16 protein-coding genes are annotated in these 19,573 nt (G+C 56.0%); 9 read left to right on the top strand and 7 right to left on the bottom strand.

The genetic code is table 11. The features are described from left to right. Positions 1–3: 3 nt before the first annotated feature. From rbsK to ACR8BN_RS00355, 6 genes are all read right to left on the bottom strand, one after another. Positions 4–933, bottom strand: coding sequence for a ribokinase (gene rbsK / locus ACR8BN_RS00380; RefSeq protein WP_039390327.1), 930 nt, complete (start codon positions 931–933; stop codon positions 4–6). Positions 934–995: 62 nt separating this feature from the next. After that, the gene (rbsB, locus tag ACR8BN_RS00375; protein WP_031590976.1) at positions 996–1,871 is read right to left on the bottom strand and encodes a ribose ABC transporter substrate-binding protein RbsB; all 876 of its coding nucleotides are present in this window, start codon (positions 1,869–1,871) and stop codon (positions 996–998) included. 25 nt (positions 1,872–1,896) lie between these two features. Then, the gene (rbsC, locus tag ACR8BN_RS00370; RefSeq protein ID WP_010258841.1) at positions 1,897–2,868 is read right to left on the bottom strand and encodes a ribose ABC transporter permease; all 972 of its coding nucleotides are present in this window, start codon (positions 2,866–2,868) and stop codon (positions 1,897–1,899) included. Further along, positions 2,865–4,373: a ribose ABC transporter ATP-binding protein RbsA gene (rbsA, locus tag ACR8BN_RS00365; RefSeq protein WP_039390329.1), complete on the bottom strand. Its 1,509-nt coding sequence runs from the start codon at positions 4,371–4,373 to the stop codon at positions 2,865–2,867. Before rbsA ends, rbsC begins: the two co-directional genes overlap by 4 nt. A gap of 7 nt (positions 4,374–4,380) precedes the next feature. Then, entirely contained in the window at positions 4,381–4,800 is a 420-nt protein-coding gene (rbsD, locus tag ACR8BN_RS00360; protein ID WP_031590980.1) for a D-ribose pyranase, read from the bottom strand. Between the two features lie 182 nt (positions 4,801–4,982). Then, complete coding sequence (locus tag ACR8BN_RS00355; protein ID WP_010258845.1) at positions 4,983–5,390, bottom strand: YgiW/YdeI family stress tolerance OB fold protein; 408 nt, start codon at positions 5,388–5,390, stop codon at positions 4,983–4,985. Between the two features lie 162 nt (positions 5,391–5,552). Here ACR8BN_RS00355 and qseB point away from each other — a divergent pair, with 162 nt between their 5' ends. Next, positions 5,553–6,224 (top strand): quorum sensing response regulator transcription factor QseB, encoded by a 672-nt coding sequence (gene qseB / locus ACR8BN_RS00350; protein WP_031590982.1) that lies wholly within the window; start codon positions 5,553–5,555, stop codon positions 6,222–6,224. Beyond that, positions 6,212–7,567 carry a quorum sensing histidine kinase QseC gene (gene qseC / locus ACR8BN_RS00345; RefSeq protein WP_080760173.1) on the top strand — a complete coding sequence of 452 codons (1,356 nt, stop codon included), beginning with the start codon at positions 6,212–6,214 and terminating at the stop codon, positions 7,565–7,567. The genes qseB and qseC overlap by 13 nt, the downstream gene beginning before the upstream one ends. 15 nt (positions 7,568–7,582) lie before the next feature. On the opposite strand, the gene kup is transcribed toward qseC, so the two are convergent. Further along, entirely contained in the window at positions 7,583–9,451 is a 1,869-nt protein-coding gene (gene kup / locus ACR8BN_RS00340; protein ID WP_010258849.1) for a low affinity potassium transporter Kup, read from the bottom strand. A gap of 292 nt (positions 9,452–9,743) precedes the next feature. Between kup and ravA the strand changes: the two genes are divergently transcribed. The 7 genes from ravA (at position 9,744) to rsmG (ending at position 19,056) form a co-directional block, all read left to right on the top strand. Continuing rightward, positions 9,744–11,240, top strand: coding sequence for an ATPase RavA (gene ravA, locus ACR8BN_RS00335; protein ID WP_031590986.1), 1,497 nt, complete (start codon positions 9,744–9,746; stop codon positions 11,238–11,240). Further along, positions 11,237–12,697, top strand: a complete 1,461-nt coding sequence (viaA, locus tag ACR8BN_RS00330) for an ATPase RavA stimulator ViaA (protein ID WP_031590988.1) — start codon at positions 11,237–11,239, stop codon at positions 12,695–12,697. The genes ravA and viaA overlap by 4 nt, the downstream gene beginning before the upstream one ends. A gap of 71 nt (positions 12,698–12,768) precedes the next feature. Then, positions 12,769–14,907, top strand: coding sequence for a 5-histidylcysteine sulfoxide synthase (gene ovoA, locus ACR8BN_RS00325; protein WP_434747234.1), 2,139 nt, complete (start codon positions 12,769–12,771; stop codon positions 14,905–14,907). 103 nt (positions 14,908–15,010) lie between these two features. Then, positions 15,011–15,472 carry a transcriptional regulator AsnC gene (gene asnC / locus ACR8BN_RS00320; RefSeq protein ID WP_003849496.1) on the top strand — a complete coding sequence of 154 codons (462 nt, stop codon included), beginning with the start codon at positions 15,011–15,013 and terminating at the stop codon, positions 15,470–15,472. A 155-nt stretch (positions 15,473–15,627) separates the two neighbouring features. Continuing rightward, positions 15,628–16,068, top strand: coding sequence for an FMN-binding protein MioC (gene mioC, locus ACR8BN_RS00315; RefSeq protein WP_010258855.1), 441 nt, complete (start codon positions 15,628–15,630; stop codon positions 16,066–16,068). 432 nt (positions 16,069–16,500) lie between these two features. Continuing rightward, positions 16,501–18,390, top strand: a complete 1,890-nt coding sequence (gene mnmG / locus ACR8BN_RS00310) for a tRNA uridine-5-carboxymethylaminomethyl(34) synthesis enzyme MnmG (RefSeq protein WP_010258857.1) — start codon at positions 16,501–16,503, stop codon at positions 18,388–18,390. 48 nt (positions 18,391–18,438) lie between these two features. After that, positions 18,439–19,056 carry a 16S rRNA (guanine(527)-N(7))-methyltransferase RsmG gene (gene rsmG / locus ACR8BN_RS00305; RefSeq protein WP_010258859.1) on the top strand — a complete coding sequence of 206 codons (618 nt, stop codon included), beginning with the start codon at positions 18,439–18,441 and terminating at the stop codon, positions 19,054–19,056. Positions 19,057–19,573: the final 517 nt, after the last annotated feature.

Genomic DNA, 19,573 nt, shown 5'->3' with positions numbered 1-19,573 from the left:
TGCTTAGCCCTGCTGCTGCAAAAATTCATCGATCTCGGCGCGCCACGGCACGGAGGGCTGCGCACCCGAGCGCGTAACGGCGATAGCAGCGGCGGCATGGGCAAACCGCACCGCGTCATACATCGTTTTCTGCTCCAGCCGCGCGGTAATAAAGGCGCCATTAAAGGTGTCGCCCGCCGCGATGGTGTCGATAGCTTTAACGCTGAAGCCAGCAATACGCTGACCTTCTCCCTGCTCGCTCAGCCAGACACCGCGGCGACCCAGAGTAATCAGTACCGTGCCGATACCTTTCGCATGCAGTACTGCCGCAGCACGGGCGGCATCTTCATCGTTGCTGACCGCAATGCCGGTCAGACTCTCGGCTTCAGTTTCATTCGGGGTAATAATGTCGATCAACGCCAGCAGTTCATCTGAAAGCTGGGTGGCGGGTGCAGGATTGAGAATAACCTGCGTCTGATGCTGTCGGGCAAGCGTCGCGGCGGCCAGCACACTTTCCAGCGGTGATTCCAGCTGCATCAATAGTGCATTGGCGTCGGCGATAACCTGCTGATGGCGTGTCACGCAGGCGGGTGTTAACGCCGCGTTTGCACCGGAGTAAATGCCGATATTGTTCTCACCGTCGCCATTGACGAAAATCATCGCCACACCGGTCGACTCACCCTCAACCACTTCGACCGGCGTAGTATCAATATTGTCCCGGGCCAGTTGCTGACGAACACGTTCACCAATGTCGTCAGCGCCCACACAGGCGATAAATGCGATATCGGCACCAGCACGACCGGCGGCGACAGCCTGATTCGCACCCTTACCGCCAAACGCAATCTGATAATTCTGCCCGATCACCGTTTCACCGGGACGAGGAAAGTGCGCCAGATTAAGGATGTGGTCAGCGTTAATGCTGCCAAGAACGGCCAGTTTTGCGTTTTTGCTCATTAGGGGAGTCCGGAATAAGTGCGCCACCAGGAGGGTGGCGCAGTGCCCTGCTTTTCTTTGAGTTATTGAGTGACCAGCTTCAGGTCGACCGGGTTGATCGCCTTCACTTTTTCACCCTTCAGCACTTTATCAGCGGTATCTACGCCGATCATGCCAATTTTGTCTGGCATCTGTGCCACGGTCGCAGACAGTTTGCCACCTTCTACCGCTTTAACGCCATCGGCAGTACCGTCAAAACCAACGACGATCACACCGGTTTTACCGGCGGTCTGCAGCGCACGCAGTGCACCCAGCGCCATTTCGTCGTTCTGAGCGAATACGGCCTGAACGTCCGGGTGTGCCTGAAGCAGGTTCTGCATGACGTTCAGACCTTTGGTACGGTCAAAATCGGCAGGCTGGCTGGCGAGGATCTGGAATTTGTGCGCATCAGCGGCCTGTTTGAAGCCTTCGCCACGCTCACGGGCGGCAGAAGTCCCGGCAATGCCCTGTAGTTCAATAATTCTGGCGTTTTCGCCGACCTTTTTGGCGATGAAGTCGCCGGCCATTTTACCGCCGAAACGGTTATCGGAAGCGACGTGGCTGACAACGGTACCCTGTGCCGCAACGCGATCCAGCGTGATAACCGGGATGTTCGCCTGGTTAGCCATCTTCACCGCATTGCCCACAGCATCAGAGTCGGTTGGGTTGATCAGCAGCAGTTTGGTGCCGCGAACCGTCAGATCCTGCACGTTAGCCAGCTCTTTAGCCGGGTTGTTCTGTGAATCCAGCACCACCAGGTTGTAGCCCAGTTTGTCCGCTTCTTTCTGCGCACCCTCTTTCAGCGAAACAAAGAACGGGTTGTTCAGGGTTGAAACCACCAGCGCGATAGTATCTTTGGCCATAGCGCTGGTACTGAGCGTTGCGCCAAGGATCACGGCCAGTGCGGTTAACTTTTTCATCATGTCATCCTGTGTAAGGTCAGAGTTATTTACTGCTTTTATTATCTACCAGCACCGCCAGCAGGATTACTACCGCCTTAACGATCATCTGGTAGTACGAAGAGACGCCCATCAGGTTCAGGCCGTTGTTCAGGAAGCCGAGGATCAGTGCGCCAATCAGGGTGCCGAAAATACGCCCTTTACCGCCTGCCAGGCTGGTTCCGCCCAGCACGACCGCAGCAATCGCATCCAGCTCATAGCCGGTGCCCGCTGTCGGCTGTGCCGAAGAAAGACGCGCCACTTCAATGGTGCCTGCCAGCGCCGCCAGCATGCCACTCAGGGAATAGACGATGATTTTGACGCGATTCACATTGATGCCGGAGAGACGCGTTGCCGCTTCATTACCGCCAAGCGCATAGATATAGCGACCCAGACGGGTGTGCTGCAGCATGTACCAGGCAGCAATAAAGACCAGCGCCATCAGCCAGACCGGCGCAGGGATACCCAGCGGACGACCAATACCAAACCAGCCCAGCAGATCGGCATTGGCATTAAAACCCGTGTTAACCGGACTGCCGTCGGTGTAGACCATGGTGACACCGCGCAGCAGCAGCATCATGACCAGCGTGGCGATAAACGCCTGCACCTTGCCGCGCGCCACAATGGTGCCGGTCAGGGCACCGATTGCCGCTCCCAGCGCCAGCGACGCCGCCACCGCGACCAGGGCATTCACCTCCATGCCCACCAGCGATGCACCCACCGCGCCCGTCAGGGCCAGCAGCGATCCCACAGAGAGATCGATACCAGAAGTGAGGATCACCAGCGTCATCCCGACCGCCATAATGGCGTTAACCGAGGTCTGCTGCAGAATGTTGAACAGGTTCGCCACGGTAAAGAAGTTCGGGCTCTGGCTGGCCACCACAGCGATCAGCACCATCAGCGCAATCAGCGACTTCTGTTCCAGTAGCCAGCTTTTGCTAAACCAGCGACGGCTGGCAGGTAAAGTTTGGGTCGTCATACCACTAAATCCTCGCTGTGTTGCTTGCCTACGGCGGCTGCCATCAGGCTCTCCTGAGTGGCTTCTTCTCGGGTAAATTCGCCGCTGATACGGCCTTCATGCATCACCAGAATCCGATCGCTCATGCCCAGCACTTCCGGCATTTCCGAGGAGACCAGAATGATGCTCAGCCCTTCGGCTTTAAACTGGTTAATCAGTTGATAGATCTCTTTCTTCGCGCCGACATCCACACCGCGTGTCGGTTCGTCCAGAATCAGTACGTTAGGCCGGGTCATCAGACCGCGGGCAATCGCCACTTTCTGCTGGTTGCCGCCCGAAAGCAGACCAATGGGCTGCTCCATTGAAGGCGTTTTAACGTTAAACAGCCGGATAAAATCGCCCACCGCCAGCTGCTCTGCCGCATGTTTCAGCGTGCCGCTGCCGTGACTGAAATAGCCTAACGCTGTCAGCGACATGTTCTCTTTAACTGACATGCCCAACACCAGGCCATCGCGCTTACGATCTTCGGAGATATAGACGATGCCGTTAGCCAGCCCATCCTGCGGTGAGCGCGTCACTACTTCCCGACCATTGAGCCACAGTGTGCCCTCGCGACGCGGCAGGGCGCCGTAAAGCACCTTCATCAGTTCGGTACGTCCCGCGCCCATCAGGCCGGAAACGCCGAGGATTTCACCTTTACGCAGGCTGAAACTGACGTTATCCACGCCCGGTCCGCTGACGTTCTCCACTTTCAGCCGCACGTCGCCTGGTGCCTGATCAATATGGGGATATTGATCTTCCAGCTTACGGCCGACCATCATTTCGATCAGGCTCTCTTCCGTCAGCTCGCTGACCGGGCGTTCAGCAATAAACTGACCGTCGCGGAACACCGTGACGTCATCGCAGATCTCAAAGATCTCTTTCATGCGATGCGAGATATAGACGATGCCGCAGCCCTGCGCTTTCAGTTCGTTGATCACCCGGAACAGCGACAGCGTTTCGGTATCAGTCAGCGCATCGGTCGGCTCATCCATGATGATCACCTGCGACTCAAAGCTCAGGACTTTGGCGATTTCGACCATCTGCTGATCGCCAATCGACAAATCCCCCACCAGCTTGTGGCTGTTGAAGCGCAGATTAAGCCGTTTAAGCAGCGCATCGGCTTCGGCATACATACGCGGCCACTGGATACGGCCAAAACGGCTGACATATTCGCGGCCGAGGAAAATATTCTCCGCCACGGTTAACTGAGGGATCAGGTTCAGTTCCTGATGAATGATGCCAATACCCGCTTCCTGAGACGCTTTCGGCCCACTGAAACGGGTCTCTTTGCCCAGCCAGCGCAGCGTACCGGTATCATATTGATAGATGCCGGTCAGCACTTTCATCATCGTGGACTTGCCTGCGCCGTTCTCGCCCACCAGCGCCATCACGCGTCCTGCCCGGACATTCAGCGACGCCCCCTTGAGGGCTTTCACACCCGGAAAGGATTTTTCAATGCCGTCGAGTTGCAGTAAAGGTTGCATAGCGGCCTCAGAAGGTCACACCGGCGCTGAGGATGACATTCGCAAACGGAGAGCACTCTCCGCTGCGAATGACCGCCTGACTACGCTGCGTTTGTTGTTTGAATTGTTCATGACTGGTGTAGCTGATGGTGATGATATTCCCCTGGTGCTGTTGCAAGGCTTCGAGCACGGCGACAAGCGCGCTATGAAGTTGCGGATTATGCTGCTTAATCTCTTCCGCGATCAGGGCGCTCTCTACCTGCATCTCCAGTACGACAGCATTAACCACCTGCATAAAATCAGGCGTACCCGGCGTGAGCGCTAAATCGATGCGCTGCGGTCCGGCCGGAATCGGCAAGCCTGCATCAGCAATCGTCAGCGTATCCGTGTGTCCCAGGCGGGCAATCACATGAGAGAGTTCAGCGTTTAACAAGCGACCTTTTTTCATCTTTTCACTCCACAGCGAAACGTTTCGCTGTCAGGAGTGTATGAAAAGCCGCCATCAACTCAACCGGCAAAGAAGAAATCTGTGATCGTTATCGAAACGTTTCGCTCACGCGGGGAGAAATTTGTATTAAGTCAGGGAACGGGCAGAAAAAAGGGCCGCGAATGCGGCCCCGGAGGAGAGGATTAAGGCAGTTTCTTAACCTGCTTAACGTCCATCTCAATGCTGTTGAAATCTTTATCCAGTTCACCCGTCAGCTCAACGTTGTCTTTAGGTGAGATAGTCTGGCCGTTCCAGTGCTTGTGGTCGATTTCGACTTTCATGGTGCCGGTCTGGTCGCGGAACAGATAATCTTCGTTGCCGATCTGTTTCTCCAGCTTACCGCGCACGGTGACCCAGCTGTCATCTTTCATCTCTTCAGCCTGCTTTACGGTCACCACACTGGTGTGATCGGCACTGAAACCGCCCTGACCGGCTGCTGCCTGCGTCTGTGCGGCTGGCGCACTGGGATCAACAAATCCACCCTGCTGTGCAGCGAAAACCGGGGCAGAAGCCAGCATTACGACGGCCAGAATTGCAGCGTGTTTTTTCATTTTGTCACCTCTTTTCCATGATGTGGTTCGTCTTGTTGAGCTTAGTTGACCATAAAGTTCTTAACAGCTTCTTAAGAGGCAAAAATAAGCTATTTTCGCCGAAATCAGCTGTACAAGCAGGAAGTTGCTTCGTATAAAGCGCTATCGGAACAGGGAGACGTGATGCGTATTTTACTGATTGAAGATGATCGTTTAATTGGCGACGGTATCAAGGCGGGGCTGAGTAAACTGGGCTTCAGCGTTGACTGGTTTACCTCTGGTGAGACGGGGTTTAACGCGCTGGAGGCCGCGCCCTGGGATGCGGTGATCCTGGACCTCTCACTGCCCGAGCGGGATGGGCTCGATATTCTGCGGCAGTGGCGACAGCAGGGGAAAGATGTACCGGTACTGATACTGACCGCCCGCGATGCGCTCGATCAGCGGGTCGAAGGCCTGCAACTGGGAGCCGACGACTATCTGTGTAAACCCTTTGCCTTAACTGAAGTGGCTGCTCGCTTACAGGCGCTGATCCGCCGCCGTCATGGCCAGCTGCAGCCCGAACTCCGGCACGGTAATGTGGTGCTGATCCCCGGCAGCCACAGTGTGATGCGCGAAGGTGAGGCGATTGCGCTGAAAAGCCGTGAACTGGCGCTGCTGGAACTGTTTATGCGAAACCCTGGCCGGGTGCTGACACGCAGCCAGCTGGAGGAGAAGCTCTACAACTGGGACGCCGATGTCTCCAGCAATGCGGTAGAAGTTCACATTCATCATCTGCGTAAAAAACTGGGCAGCCAGTTTATCCGCACGCTGCACGGCGTCGGTTATACCCTGGGAGCGGCTGAATGCGATCAATGAGCCTGTTTCTGCGGCTGGGTATCGGTTTTGTGCTGCTGCTCGGGATCTGCTGGGCCAGCGCCAGCCTGAGTGCCTGGCATCAGACACGTGAAACCCTTGATGAGCTCTTCGATACCCAGCAAATGCTGCTGGCCAAGCGTCTGCTGACGCTGGATTTCTCCTCACTGGACAACGCCACTCTACCCAGAACCAAAGAGATACTGCGCCACCATCGCGGCGATCAGGATGACGACGCCCTGGCCTTTGCCGTCTTCACGCGTGACGGCAGGCAGGTGATGAATGATGGTGACAATGGCCGCTACCTGCCGTTTGAGGCGGAGTATCAGGGATTTCATGAGGGCCAGCTTACCAATGATGACGATCGCTGGCGGTTTGTCTGGCTGACTACGCCCGACCAGCAGTTCCGGGTGGTAGTGGGTCAGGAGTCCGAATACCGTGACGACATGACGCGGGATCTGATGAAAGCCAGCATGCTGCCCTGGCTGATCGCGCTGCCCTTTATGTTGCTGCTACTGATCGGTCTGGTCTGGTCTGAACTGCGCCCACTGAAGACGCTGGCACAGCAGCTGGCGCAGCGCGCGCCCGATGATGATACGCCGCTGCAGGCAGACCGCGTGCCAAAAGAGGTGCAACCGCTGATGGTCGCGCTCAACGGTCTGTTCAGCCGCATCAGCGCAATGATGCAGCGTGAACGGCGCTTTACCTCTGATGCCGCACATGAGCTGCGCAGTCCGCTGGCCGCGCTGCAGGTGCAAAGCGAGGTGATCCAGCTGACTGCAGATGATGAAGTGATGCGAATCCATGCGCTGCAGCAACTGGATGCCGGCATTATCCGCGCAACCCGGCTGGTGGATCAGCTGCTGACACTCTCACGGGTTGAAGCAGATGATGCACGCAGCGCCTTCGAAACGGTGGCGCTGAAACGCACGGTCCAGGAGACGCTGGCTGCACAGCTGCCGCTGGCGGATAAAACGGGTGTCACGCTGCGGCTGCATGCTGACGCCGATCCGCAGATTCAGGGGCATCCGCTGTTACTGTCACTGCTGGTGCGTAATCTGCTGGATAATGCCATTCGCTATACGCCAGCGGGCAGCGAAGTTGATGTGCGGCTTCAGGCGAATAGCCTGTCGGTAGAGGATAACGGCGAAGGTCTGAGTGCAGCCGATCTGCAACGGCTTGGTGAACGTTTCTGGCGACCGCCAGGTCAGGAGAAGAGCGGAAGCGGGCTGGGATTATCGATAGTCCGCAATATCGCCCAGTTGCACGGGATGCAGGTCAGCTTCAGCCAGCGCTCAGGCGGCGGATTATGCGTTACGCTGCGCTGGTCAGCGCCCACCCCGTAAGGCGGGCGCTGCAGATCAAATTTCGACCTGGGTGCCCAGCTCAATCACCCGGTTTGGCGGGATCTCAAACTGGTCTGGCGCGCGGAGCGCATTGCGCTGCAGCGCCAGGAAGAGTTTGCCACGCAGGCGCAGATACCACGGCCGTTTGCCGATAATCAGCGACTCATGCGACATGAAGAAGGATGTCTCCATCATGCGGCAGTTGAGCCCTTCCAGCCCGCAACGGTGGAAAATCTCCTCAACGTTTGGCGTTTCGCGCCAGCCGTAGCTGGCCACCACCCGCCAGAAGGTGGGCGACAGCTGCTCAATCGTCACGCGACGCACGTTGTGCACGTAAGGCGCATCTTCCGTCCGCAACGTCAGCAGCACCACCCGCTCATGCAACACTTTGTTGTGCTTAAGGTTATGCAGCATGGCAAACGGAATCACATTCAGTGCACGCGACATATAGACCGCCGTGCCCGGCACGCGAACCGGCGGCGATTTCTCCAGTGACGCGATCATCGCCTCCAGGGAGTTGCCATGCTCGTGCATGCGGCGCAGCAGGCGGAAACGTTCGCTTTTCCACGTCGTCATAATGATAAACATCACCAGGCCTAGACAGAGCGGCAGCCAGCCACCAGAGAATATTTTCACCAGGTTGGCGGTAAACAGCGGCACGTCGATACAGAGCATCAGTACCAGGATGACGGCAACCGCCAGCTTATTCCAGTGCCAGTTTTTAACCGCCACGGTACAGGAGAGCATCGCGGTCAGCACCATGGTGCCGGTAACAGCTATGCCGTAGGCCGCAGCCAGATTACTTGAATGCTCAAAGCTGATAATCACAATCAGCACGGCGAAGTAGAGTACCCAGTTAATCACCGGAATATAGATCTGGCCCGATTCGCGCTCAGAGGTGTGGATGATACGCATCCCCGGCAGATAGCCCAGTCGCACCGCCTGACGCGTCAGCGAGAAGACGCCGGAGATCACCGCCTGTGAGGCAATCACCGTGGCCAGCGTCGCCAGAATCAGCATCGGGATCAGCGCCCAGTCCGGCGCCAGCAGGAAGAAGGGGTTTTTAATCGCTTTGGGATCGCTGAGTAACAGCGCGCCCTGACCAAAGTAGTTCAGGACCAGCGACGGCAGCACCACCGAGAACCAGGCCAGTCGGATCGGCACTTTACCGAAGTGACCCATATCGGCATACAGCGCTTCAACCCCGGTAATCGCCAGCACCACCGCGCCCAGCGCGAAGAATGAGACAGATTTATAGTGCAGGAAGAACTCGACCGCATAGGCGGGGTTCAGCGCATGCAGCACTTCCGGGTTTTTCATGATGCCACTGACCCCCAGGATCGCCAGCACCAGGAACCACACCAGCATCACCGGCGCGAAGAGTTTTCCCACCATGCCGGTGCCATGTTTCTGAATCGCAAACAGCAGCGTCAGCACCGCAATCGACATCGGCACAATAAAGGGATCCAGCGACGGCGCTGCAATCTCCAGGCCTTCAATGGCTGACATCACCGAAATGGCCGGCGTGATGACCACTTCCCCATAGAAGAAGCTGCCGCCAATCAGGCCCATGATCACCAGCACTGCCGTGGCGCGTGCACCCGTATGGCGGCCCGCCAGCGACATCAGTGTCAGAATACCGCCTTCACCGGCATTGTCGGCACGCATCACATAGCTGATGTACTTCAGTGATACCACCAGCACCAGCAGCCAGAAAATCAGCGACAAAAAGCCAAACACCGCTTCCCGCTCAACGCCGAAGCCAAACTGTCCGGAGAGACATTCACGTAAGGTATACAGCGGACTGGTGCCGATATCCCCGTAAACAACACCAATAGCGGCCAGCGTTAATCCGCGAAGTGACTGCTTATTATCCGAGCTCATAGAGTTATCTTTTGTTGGAGTCTAAGAGGCGCAAAAAACCCCTCGCTCAGGCCATCAAAAAGCGCACAGTATGCACGGTTTGCCGAAAATTCCTATACCCGCTTCGCCTGTCTGTCAGGGTAACAGGGTGGTTTCAGGCATTAAAGCGTCAATCAGCGCCGCTTTCAAAGCAGGCAAACCTTATGAAACAAAAAAGCTGACAGCTATCAACGCTTTCACGCATGATGATCTATAGAGTAAGGCGCTTGCTGAAGCGCGGCGGCCCGACGATCGTAAGGACATTGAAGTGATTATGGCTCAACCCCATCTTTTGGCAGAAAGAATTTCTCGCCTTAGCAATGCGTTAGAAAAAGGATTGTATGAGCGACATCATGCCATCCGCCTTTGCCTGCTGGCAGCGCTGAGCGGTGAAAGCGTATTCCTGCTGGGACCGCCCGGCATCGCCAAGAGCCTGATTGCCCGCCGCCTGAAATATGCCTTTCAGCACGCCCGCGCCTTTGAGTATCTGATGACCCGTTTCTCCACACCGGAAGAGGTGTTTGGCCCGCTATCCATTCAGGCACTGAAGGATGAAGGGCGCTATCAGCGCCTCACTAAAGGTTATCTGCCCGACGCGGAGATTGTTTTTCTGGATGAGATCTGGAAAGCCGGCCCGGCGATTCTGAATACCCTGCTGACCGCTATCAACGAACGCCGCTTCCGCAATGGCGACAGTGAAGAGGCCATTCCGATGCGTCTGCTGGTCACCGCCTCCAATGAAATGCCGGAAGCGGACAGCGGCCTTGAAGCGCTCTATGATCGGATGCTGATCCGCCTGTGGCTGGATAATGTGCATGAGAAGCAGAACTTTCGCAGCATGCTGACCCATCAGCAGGATGAGCACACCAATCCGGTCGCGGAATCCCTGCGCATCAGTGATGAGGAGTATGCGCAGTGGCAGCTCGGCATCAGTCAGGTCAGCCTTCCGGATGCGGTGTTCGAGCTGATTTATCAGCTGCGCCAGCAACTGGAAAGCCAGCCCGCCGCGCCCTATATTTCCGATCGTCGCTGGAAAAAAGCGATTCATCTGCTGCAGGCCAGCGCCTTTTACAGTGGCCGCAGCGCCATTGCGCCGATAGACCTGATCTTGCTGAAAGATTGCCTCTGGCACGACGTCGCGTCCATGCAACTGCTGGAGCGTGAAATCGATCAGCTGATGACGCAGCACGCCTGGCAGCAGCAGCCGATGCTGCTGAAACTGCATCAGATAAAAGCGCGTCGCATGGCTCTGCAGCAGCAACAGAGCATCGCACAGGCGATCACCCTGGAAAAACACAGTGGGATGTTCAGTCGCAAACCCCATTACGATCTGCCGGAAACCTTCACTGATGAGCAACTGACGCTGATGCTGCAAAAGCCGCTGATGCTGCATGACATGCAGGTGACACATCTGGTTATCGCGCGTGATGCACTGAATCAGTGGCTGCAGAAAGGGGGCGAGGTTCGCGGCAAGCTCAATGGGATTGGCTTTGCGCAGAGTCTGGATTTACAGGTGGATGCGCAGCACTGCCTGGCTATCCGTGATGTCAGCCTGCAATCGTCGCGTCTGACACTGCCTGGCGTCAGCAACAGCGAGCCACTGCCCGGTGAGATCACCGAAGCGCTGGATGCACTGGAGAGTGAACTGCGGTCGCAGCGTCATCTGTTCAGCCAGCACCAGCGCTGCCTGTTTATCAGTGATGACTGGCTGGCGCGGGTTGAAACCAGCCTGCAGGATGTGGCGGAACAGCTGAAACAGGCGCGTAAATGATCCCACTGGAGACGCTCAGCACACTGCTCTCCGTGGGTGAAACCGAACTGATTGAAGAGCTGATTATTGCCCTGCTGGCGTCTCCACAGCTGGCGCTGTTTTTTGAAAAGTTTCCCGGGCTGAAAAAAGCGCTGTTGCGCGATGTGCCACGCTGGCGAGCGGAGATCAACGCTGAACTCAAAACCACGCCGGTTCCGGCCACGCTGGCCGAAGAGTTTCAGCTGTTCCAGCGGGTACAACTCCTCAGCGATCGTGAATTCAGCCACCAGCTGAATGCCACACTTCAGGCGCTTGAAAGCCTGCCTTCCCCTTTTCTGGATGAAGCCAACCGGCTGCTGCAGCACACCGATATCAGCCATCTCAGCAGCGCGCAGCACCAGCTTTTTCTACAGCGCTGGCGGCTGAGCCTGACCTTACAGACCCTGACGCTGAATCAGGCGTTGCTGGAGCAGCAGCGCGAACGCCTGCTGGCGGAACTGCAGCAGCGTATGGCGCTGAGCGGTCAGCTGGCACCGATTCTCGGCGACGATGACGAAGCCGCCGCTGGCCGGCTGTGGGACATGAGCAAAGCGTCACTGCAGCCTGGCGACTATCAGCTGATGCTGCAATATGGCGACTTTCTGGCGCAGCAACCGGAGCTGCTGAAGCTGGCCCAGCAGCTGGGTCGCAGCCGCGAGGCAAAATCGGTGCCGTCGCAGGATGCCCCTATGGAGGCCTTTCACCATATGGTGCAGGAACCTGCGGCCGTGCCGGAGGAGGTCAGCGGCATTCACCAGAGCGATGACGTGCTGCGTCTGCTGCCGCCGGAATTAGCTGCGCTGAGTATCAGTGAACTGGAGCTGGAGTTTTACCGGCGGCTGGTAGAGAAACGGCTGCTGACCTACAAGCTGCAGGGCGATGCCTGGCATGAAAAGGTCACGATGCGTCCGGCCAGCCACCAGCAGCATGAAGAGCAGCCACGCGGGCCTTTCATCGTCTGCGTCGATACCTCGGGTTCGATGGGTGGCTTCAATGAGCGCTGCGCCAAAGCGTTTTGTCTGGCGCTGCTAAAAGTCGCGCTGGCCGATCGCCGTCGCTGCTACATCATGCTGTTTGCGCATGAGGTGATCGGCTATGAACTGACCGGTGATGACGGGCTGGAACAGGCGATTCGCTTTCTCAGTCAGCGCTTTCGCGGCGGCACCGATCTGGCAGCCTGCCTCTCTTCCGTTGTGACCCGTATGGAAGGCGTCCTGTGGCAGGAAGCCGATGCGGTGATCGTCTCCGATTTTATTGCCCAGCGTCTGCCGGAAGAGGTGATCGGGACCATTAAAACGCGTCAGCGAAATAATCAGCAACGTTTTCACGCCGTGGCTATGTCGGCCCACGGGAAACCAGGCATTCTGCGCATCTTCGACCATATCTGGCGTTTCGATACCGGCATGAAAAGCCGTCTGCTGCGTCACTGGCGGCGTTAAGTCATCGGGCAGAAATGCATATTTGCTATAGTAAATTACCGTTTCACTTACTCAGCAATCTGGAGCTTCCTGTGACGCTTGCTCAACCTCATCGCGATCTGCCTGCACCGACGCGAACGCTACTGCTCTCCGGCCATAACATTGAACAAAAACGTGCCGAATTGCTGGCCTATTTCCACCAGACCTGGGAACAGTATGAAAGTCTGTTTACCTGTCTGGTCGATCCCAGGGCCTGGTTTACCAAAGCCATTCCGCTGCGCCATCCTTTAATCTTCTATTTTGGCCACACCGCCACCTTCTACATTAATAAGCTGATGGCCGGACGCCTTATCGATGCGCGTCTGGACGATCGTATCGAAGCGATGATGGCGATTGGTGTGGATGAAATGAGCTGGGACGATCTCAACGACAGCCACTATGACTGGCCCACCATTGAAGAAGTCCGCGAATACCGCGGGCGCGTTAAAGCGCTGGTCAGCGATCTCATCCAGACCCTGCCGCTGACTCTGCCGATCACCTGGGAGAGTCCGGCCTGGGTGATCCTGATGGGTATTGAGCATGAGCGTATTCATCTGGAAACCTCCAGCGTACTGATACGCCAGTTACCGGTCGGGTGGGTGAAACCCCAGCCCGCGTGGGCGGTCTGCCCGATGGCGCGCCACCAGCGCGAGGCTGTTCCGGCCAATACCCTGCTGCCGATGCCCGGCGGCACCGTCACGTTGGGTAAAACCGACGATACCTATGGCTGGGATGTCGAATATGGCCGCCAGCAGATCGCGCTGCAGCCGTTCCAGGCGAGCAAAATGCTGGTCAGCAACGCGGAATTCCTGGCCTTCGTTGAGGCGGGGGGGTATCAGGACGCTCGCTGGTGGGATGACGAAGGCTGGGGCTGGTGTCAGTTTGCTAAAGCGGAGATGCCCACCTTCTGGGTCGGCACGCCTGCGATGCCCGATCAGCTTAAACTGCGTCTGATGTGTGAAGAAGTCGCGATGCCGTGGGACTGGCCTGCCGAGGTTAACCAGCTGGAAGCGGCGGCCTTCTGCCGCTGGAAAGCGGATCAGACGGGTATGAGCCTTCAGCTTCCCTGTGAGGCGGAGTGGGCTCAGCTGCGCGAACAGGTCGCGGGCGATCAGCCGGATTGGGATCGGGCACCGGGCAACATTAATCTGGCGTACTGGGCTTCCTCTTCACCGGTCGATCTCTTCGCCCAAGGTGACTTCTTCGATATCGTCGGTAACGTCTGGCAGTGGACGACCACGCCGACCAACGGCTTTGAAGGTTTTAAAGTCCACCCGCTTTATGATGATTTCTCTACCCCGACCTTTGATGGCAAACATTCGCTGATCAAAGGCGGTAGCTGGATATCGACCGGCAACGAAGCGCTGAAATCGGCACGCTATGCGTTCCGCCGCCACTTCTTCCAGCATGCCGGTTTCCGCTACGTGGTTTCCAGCCATCAGGAAACCATGGCGCTGAACCCGTATGAATCTGACGCCATGGTGTCACAATATCTCGATTTCCAGTATGGCCCGCGCTATTTCGGCGTAGATAACTATGCCGAAAGCCTGGTAAACCTGGCACTGAATTACACCACGGCACGCGGCGAGGCACTGGATATTGGCTGTGCCACCGGACGCGCCAGTTTTGAACTGGCCCGCCACTTTGAACGAGTCACCGGTATGGACTACTCGGCGCGCTTCATCGATGTGGCGCTTCAGCTGGCCAGCGGCGAAGACTTCCGTTATCTCCTGCCACAGGAAGGCGATCTGGTGGAGTATCGCCAGGTTCGCCTGAAAGATTTCGCGCTGGAGAGCGAACTGGCGCAGCGGATTCAGTTTGTTCAGGGCGACGCCTGTAACCTTAAGCCGCAACCCGCCCGTTACGATCTGGTACTCGCTTCCAACCTGATCGATCGCCTGCGTCAGCCCGCACGCTTCCTGCGGGATGTCACGCCGATGCTGCGTCAGGGCGGCATTCTGGTGCTCTCATCGCCCTATACCTGGCTGGAGGATTTCACGCCGAAGGAGAACTGGCTGGGCGGCGTGCGTGAAAACGGTGAGGCACTGACGACGCTGCAGGCACTGCAACGTCTGCTGGCGGCCGACTTCGACCTGGTCGATGAACCGCAGGATAAACCGTTTGTGATCCGAGAAACGGCCCGCAAGTTCCAGCACACGCTGGCGCAGGTCACCGTCTGGCGCAAACGCTAAGTGAACCGGCAGCGGCGCCCGTCGCTGCCGGGAGTTGCCTGAACCACTATTTTGCTGCACATTCATCCTTGTTTACTTAAGCAGACCAATAACGAGGATGGCCATGGCCGAACATCTGCAGCTCGATAACCTGGATCGCGGCATTCTGAATGCCCTGCTCGACAACGCGCGCACTGCTTACGCCGAGCTGGCAAAACAGTTTAACGTCAGCCCCGGCACCATTCATGTCCGCGTGGAGAAGATGAAGCAGGCGGGCATTATCCTGGGCACCCGGGTTGATATCGATCCGCGCCAGCTGGGGTTTGATGTCTGCTGTTTTATCGGCATTATCCTTAAGAGCGCGCGTGACTATCCGGCGGCGCTGAGCAAACTGGATGCGCTGGATGAAGTAGTTGAAGCCTGGTACACCACCGGCCACTACAGCATCTTTATTAAAGTGATGTGCCGGTCTATTGATGCCCTGCAACAGGTGCTGATCAACAAGATCCAGACCATAGATGAAATTCAGTCGACGGAAACGCTGATCTCACTGCAAAACCCGATCATGCGCACTATCAAGCCCTGATCCTTCTCCGCCTTGTGCATAATCTTATCCCTGACGAATGTGGCGGCTGACAACGGCTGCGTTCGCTTCTCTTAATCTATTAACCCTGTTGTCCACAGGTGGATCACCGCTTGATCACAGCGTACAATGCTCGCCTTAATGTCCGGGAGAGCAAGATGGCCGATATCACCTTAATCAGTGGCAGTACTCTGGGTAGCGCAGAGTATGTGGCTGAACATCTGGAAGAAAAACTACAGGAAGCGGGCTTCTCAACGCAGATGCTGCATGGCCCGGAGCTGGATGAAGTGCCACATGAGGGTATCTGGCTGGTGGTCTGTTCAACTCACGGTGCAGGCGATATTCCCGATAACCTGCTGCCGCTGTTCGAAGCCATCACGGAAAGCCAGCCCGATCTCTCGCAGGTCCGGTTTGGTGCCATCGGACTCGGCAATCATGAATATGATCTCTTTTGTGGCGCGATCCGCCAGATTGAAGCGCTGTTAATTGCTCAGGGTGCCCGCCAGATCGGCGATCGTCTGGAGATTGACGTGCTGGAGCATGAGATCCCTGAAGATCCCGCGGAAGCCTGGCTGGAAAGCTGGAAAAAGGCGATCTGAAGGGGGCTGGGGATCGCGAAATAGTGACGATCCCCAGTGAAAGATGCTGATTTTATCCTTTTCCGCTCGTTTATTTTGTGGATAACTACCCTCTTTTACTGCGTATAACTGGTAGTTATCCAAAGAACAACCGTAGAATGATTTTTGAGCTGTGGATAACATGCCATTTTGATCCCAGCTTATACGGATCAGGATCACCGATCACTAACAGGTAGTGATCCTCTTCATCCTGTTGTTTCTGCTGTGCTTCTGGCACATATCCACAGAAAAGCGGGATCCTAATAAGAGATCTAACAGAAAGATCATATACAGATCTAAGATCCTTTCTTTTAAAACCGGACGATCCCGCGGCTTTCACCCCAGACGGAATTTGAGTAGAATCCACGCCCCAGGACGACGATCCTGCAAGTTCATCAACCGAGGTACCACTTCATGTTTTATCAGGATCCTTTTGACGTCATCGTAATTGGTGGTGGTCATGCGGGCACCGAAGCCGCAATGGCGGCAGCCCGAATGGGTCAGCAAACCCTGTTACTCACCCATAACATTGATACGCTTGGACAAATGTCCTGTAACCCGGCGATTGGTGGGATTGGCAAAGGACATTTGGTGAAGGAAGTGGATGCCCTGGGTGGTCTGATGGCCAGTGCGATTGACCAGGCGGGTATCCAGTTCAGGATACTAAACGCCAGCAAAGGTCCGGCAGTGCGGGCGACCCGTGCTCAGGCGGATCGCGTGCTCTATCGCCAGGCAGTGCGTACGGCACTGGAGAACCAGCCCAACCTGATGATCTTCCAGCAGGCGGTCGACGATCTTATCGTGGAAAACGATCGTGTGGTGGGTGCAGTCACCCAGATGGGACTGAAGTTCCGCGCGAAAACCGTCGTCCTCACCGTCGGCACGTTCCTTGACGGCAAAATTCATATCGGTCTGGATAATTACAGTGGCGGTCGCGCAGGTGATCCCCCGTCCATTCCGCTGGCAAAACGACTGCGTGCGCTGCCGCTGCGGGTAGACCGCCTCAAGACCGGTACGCCACCGCGTATCGATGCGCGCACCATCGATTTTTCAGTGCTCAGCCCGCAGCACGGCGATAACCCGATGCCGGTGTTCTCGTTTATGGGCAATGCGTCTCAGCATCCACAGCAGGTACCGTGCTGGATCACTCACACCAATGAGAAAACCCATGAGGTGATCCGCAATAATCTGGATCGCAGCCCGATGTACGCCGGGATCATCGAGGGGATCGGTCCACGCTACTGCCCGTCGATCGAAGACAAAGTGATGCGCTTTGCCGATCGTAACTCGCATCAGATCTTCCTGGAGCCGGAAGGGCTGACCAGCAATGAGATCTACCCGAATGGCATCTCAACCAGTCTGCCATTTGACGTGCAGATTCAGATCGTTCGTTCCATGCAGGGCATGGAGAATGCGAAGATCGTGCGTCCGGGCTATGCCATCGAGTATGACTTCTTCGATCCACGCGATCTCAAACTGACGCTGGAGAGCAAATTTATTCACGGCCTGTTCTTTGCCGGCCAGATCAACGGCACAACCGGTTACGAAGAAGCCGCTGCGCAGGGGATGCTGGCGGGGCTGAATGCCGCCCGTCAGTCTGCGGACAAAGAGGGCTGGGCACCACGTCGTGACCAGGCTTATCTCGGCGTACTGGTTGATGACCTTTGCACGCTCGGTACCAAAGAGCCGTACCGGATGTTTACCTCCCGTGCTGAATATCGTCTGATGCTGCGCGAAGACAATGCCGATCTGCGTCTGACCGAAACCGGTCGTGAACTGGGTCTGGTGGATGATGCGCGCTGGGCGCGTTTCAATCAGAAGCTGGAAGCGATTGAACAGGAGCGTCAGCGTCTGCGCGATATCTGGGTCCATCCGAAGTCAGAGCACGTGACGGAAGTGAATACGGTACTCAGCGCGCCGCTGACCAAAGAAGCGAGCGGCGAAGATCTGCTGCGCCGTCCTGAGTTGACCTATCTGAAGCTGATGACGCTGGATGCCTTTGGTCCGGCACTGGCTGATGAGCAGGCCGCTGAGCAGGTTGAGATTCAGGTTAAATATGAAGGTTATATCGCCCGTCAGCAGGAAGAGATCGATCGCCAGCTGCGTAACGAGAACACGCTGTTACCGGTGGAGCTCGACTATCGCCAGGTCAACGGCCTCTCTAATGAGGTGATCGCCAAGCTGAACGATCACAAACCGAGTTCGATCGGTCAGGCGACGCGTATCTCCGGCATTACGCCGGCTGCCATCTCAATTCTGCTTATCTATCTGAAAAAACAGGGTCTGCTGCGTAAAAGCGCCTGATCTGAAAACGGGGCGAGGAGACTCGCCCCCGCTGAATGGACTTATGCTGTGATCAACACACTCACGTCGCTGCTACAGGCAGCCGGTATTTCCCTCTCCGATCAACAAAAACAGCAGTTGGTTGCCTATGTCGGCCTGCTGGATAAGTGGAACAAAGCCTACAATCTGACATCAGTGCGCGATCCGCAACAGATGCTGGTACGCCATATCCTCGACAGCATCGTGGTGGCGCCGCATCTGCAAGGCTCACGTTTCATTGATGTGGGAACCGGACCTGGACTGCCTGGCATTCCGCTGGCTATCGTGATGCCTGATGCGCACTTTACGTTGCTCGACAGCCTGGGCAAGCGGGTGCGGTTCCTGCGTCAGGTTCAGCATGAGTTAGGACTCACTAACATTACTCCGGTGCAGAGCCGGGTTGAAGCGTTCCCGGCTGAGCCGCCCTTTGATGGCGTCATCAGTCGTGCATTTGCCTCGCTGACCGACATGGTGAACTGGTGTCATCATCTGCCGGGAAGAGAAGGGCGCTTCTTCGCGCTGAAAGGCGTGCGCCCGGACGACGAAATTGCGGAGTTACCGGCAGGCTATGTCTCTGACGCGGTGATTAAGCTGCAGGTACCGCAGCTGGAAGGTGACCGCCATCTGGTCATTCTTCGTCACCAGTAGGCTTTCAACTGGCAGATATTTAGCGTTTATCAGCCAGTTTTTTTCGTCAGTTAAGGGATGAAAAAAGTGCAGATGATGCGCTATCAATAAAAGATTTTGATTAAGCTCTTGCTGACCAAACGTTAAAACGCTGACGGAAATTATCCGAAAAGCTCTGTTACATTTAACGTTTAATTCACATTCAGTTATCAGAAATATCACTTGTATAGGCGGGTCGCTGAATAAAAGTAGTCACGGCAGAAAATATATCGCGGTAATAACTTTGCGTGCGTAATATCAATTACACGATTCTTAAGCACAGTTCGATGTCAATAGCGTGTTTTCTGTGAAAATAGTCTTGCAGATGCATTTTTATAATTTCAATGTTTTGATTTTATTGAATTAATTTGTAATACAGATTGTTCTTAAATAGAGCGCAGATAAAACTCAGTGCAGTCAAAGTGCTTATTATGTGATCTAAAGCACGCTTTAAAAGCAAGTTGCGAGAGAATTTTCAGTCAGATTAGGGTGAATCTCT

This window comes from Pantoea sp. Lu_F5_004 (genome assembly GCF_051136245.1).
GTDB lineage: Bacteria > Pseudomonadota > Gammaproteobacteria > Enterobacterales > Enterobacteriaceae > Pantoea > Pantoea agglomerans.
This window is presented reverse-complemented; position numbering and strand designations above follow the sequence as displayed.

What these genes read in the sequence shown, in the direction of transcription:
- rbsK (WP_039390327.1), bottom strand. Translation starts at nt 933, where the DNA reads ATGAGCAAAAACGCAAAACTGGCCGTTCTTGGCAGCATTAACGCTGAC.
- rbsB (WP_031590976.1), bottom strand. Translation starts at nt 1,871, where the DNA reads ATGAAAAAGTTAACCGCACTGGCCGTGATCCTTGGCGCAACGCTCAGT.
- rbsC (WP_010258841.1), bottom strand. Translation starts at nt 2,868, where the DNA reads ATGACGACCCAAACTTTACCTGCCAGCCGTCGCTGGTTTAGCAAAAGC.
- rbsA (WP_039390329.1), bottom strand. Translation starts at nt 4,373, where the DNA reads ATGCAACCTTTACTGCAACTCGACGGCATTGAAAAATCCTTTCCGGGT.
- rbsD (WP_031590980.1), bottom strand. Translation starts at nt 4,800, where the DNA reads ATGAAAAAAGGTCGCTTGTTAAACGCTGAACTCTCTCATGTGATTGCC.
- ACR8BN_RS00355 (WP_010258845.1), bottom strand. Translation starts at nt 5,390, where the DNA reads ATGAAAAAACACGCTGCAATTCTGGCCGTCGTAATGCTGGCTTCTGCC.
- qseB (WP_031590982.1), top strand. Translation starts at nt 5,553, where the DNA reads ATGCGTATTTTACTGATTGAAGATGATCGTTTAATTGGCGACGGTATC.
- qseC (WP_080760173.1), top strand. Translation starts at nt 6,212, where the DNA reads ATGCGATCAATGAGCCTGTTTCTGCGGCTGGGTATCGGTTTTGTGCTG.
- kup (WP_010258849.1), bottom strand. Translation starts at nt 9,451, where the DNA reads ATGAGCTCGGATAATAAGCAGTCACTTCGCGGATTAACGCTGGCCGCT.
- ravA (WP_031590986.1), top strand. Translation starts at nt 9,744, where the DNA reads ATGGCTCAACCCCATCTTTTGGCAGAAAGAATTTCTCGCCTTAGCAAT.
- viaA (WP_031590988.1), top strand. Translation starts at nt 11,237, where the DNA reads ATGATCCCACTGGAGACGCTCAGCACACTGCTCTCCGTGGGTGAAACC.
- asnC (WP_003849496.1), top strand. Translation starts at nt 15,011, where the DNA reads ATGGCCGAACATCTGCAGCTCGATAACCTGGATCGCGGCATTCTGAAT.
- mioC (WP_010258855.1), top strand. Translation starts at nt 15,628, where the DNA reads ATGGCCGATATCACCTTAATCAGTGGCAGTACTCTGGGTAGCGCAGAG.
- mnmG (WP_010258857.1), top strand. Translation starts at nt 16,501, where the DNA reads ATGTTTTATCAGGATCCTTTTGACGTCATCGTAATTGGTGGTGGTCAT.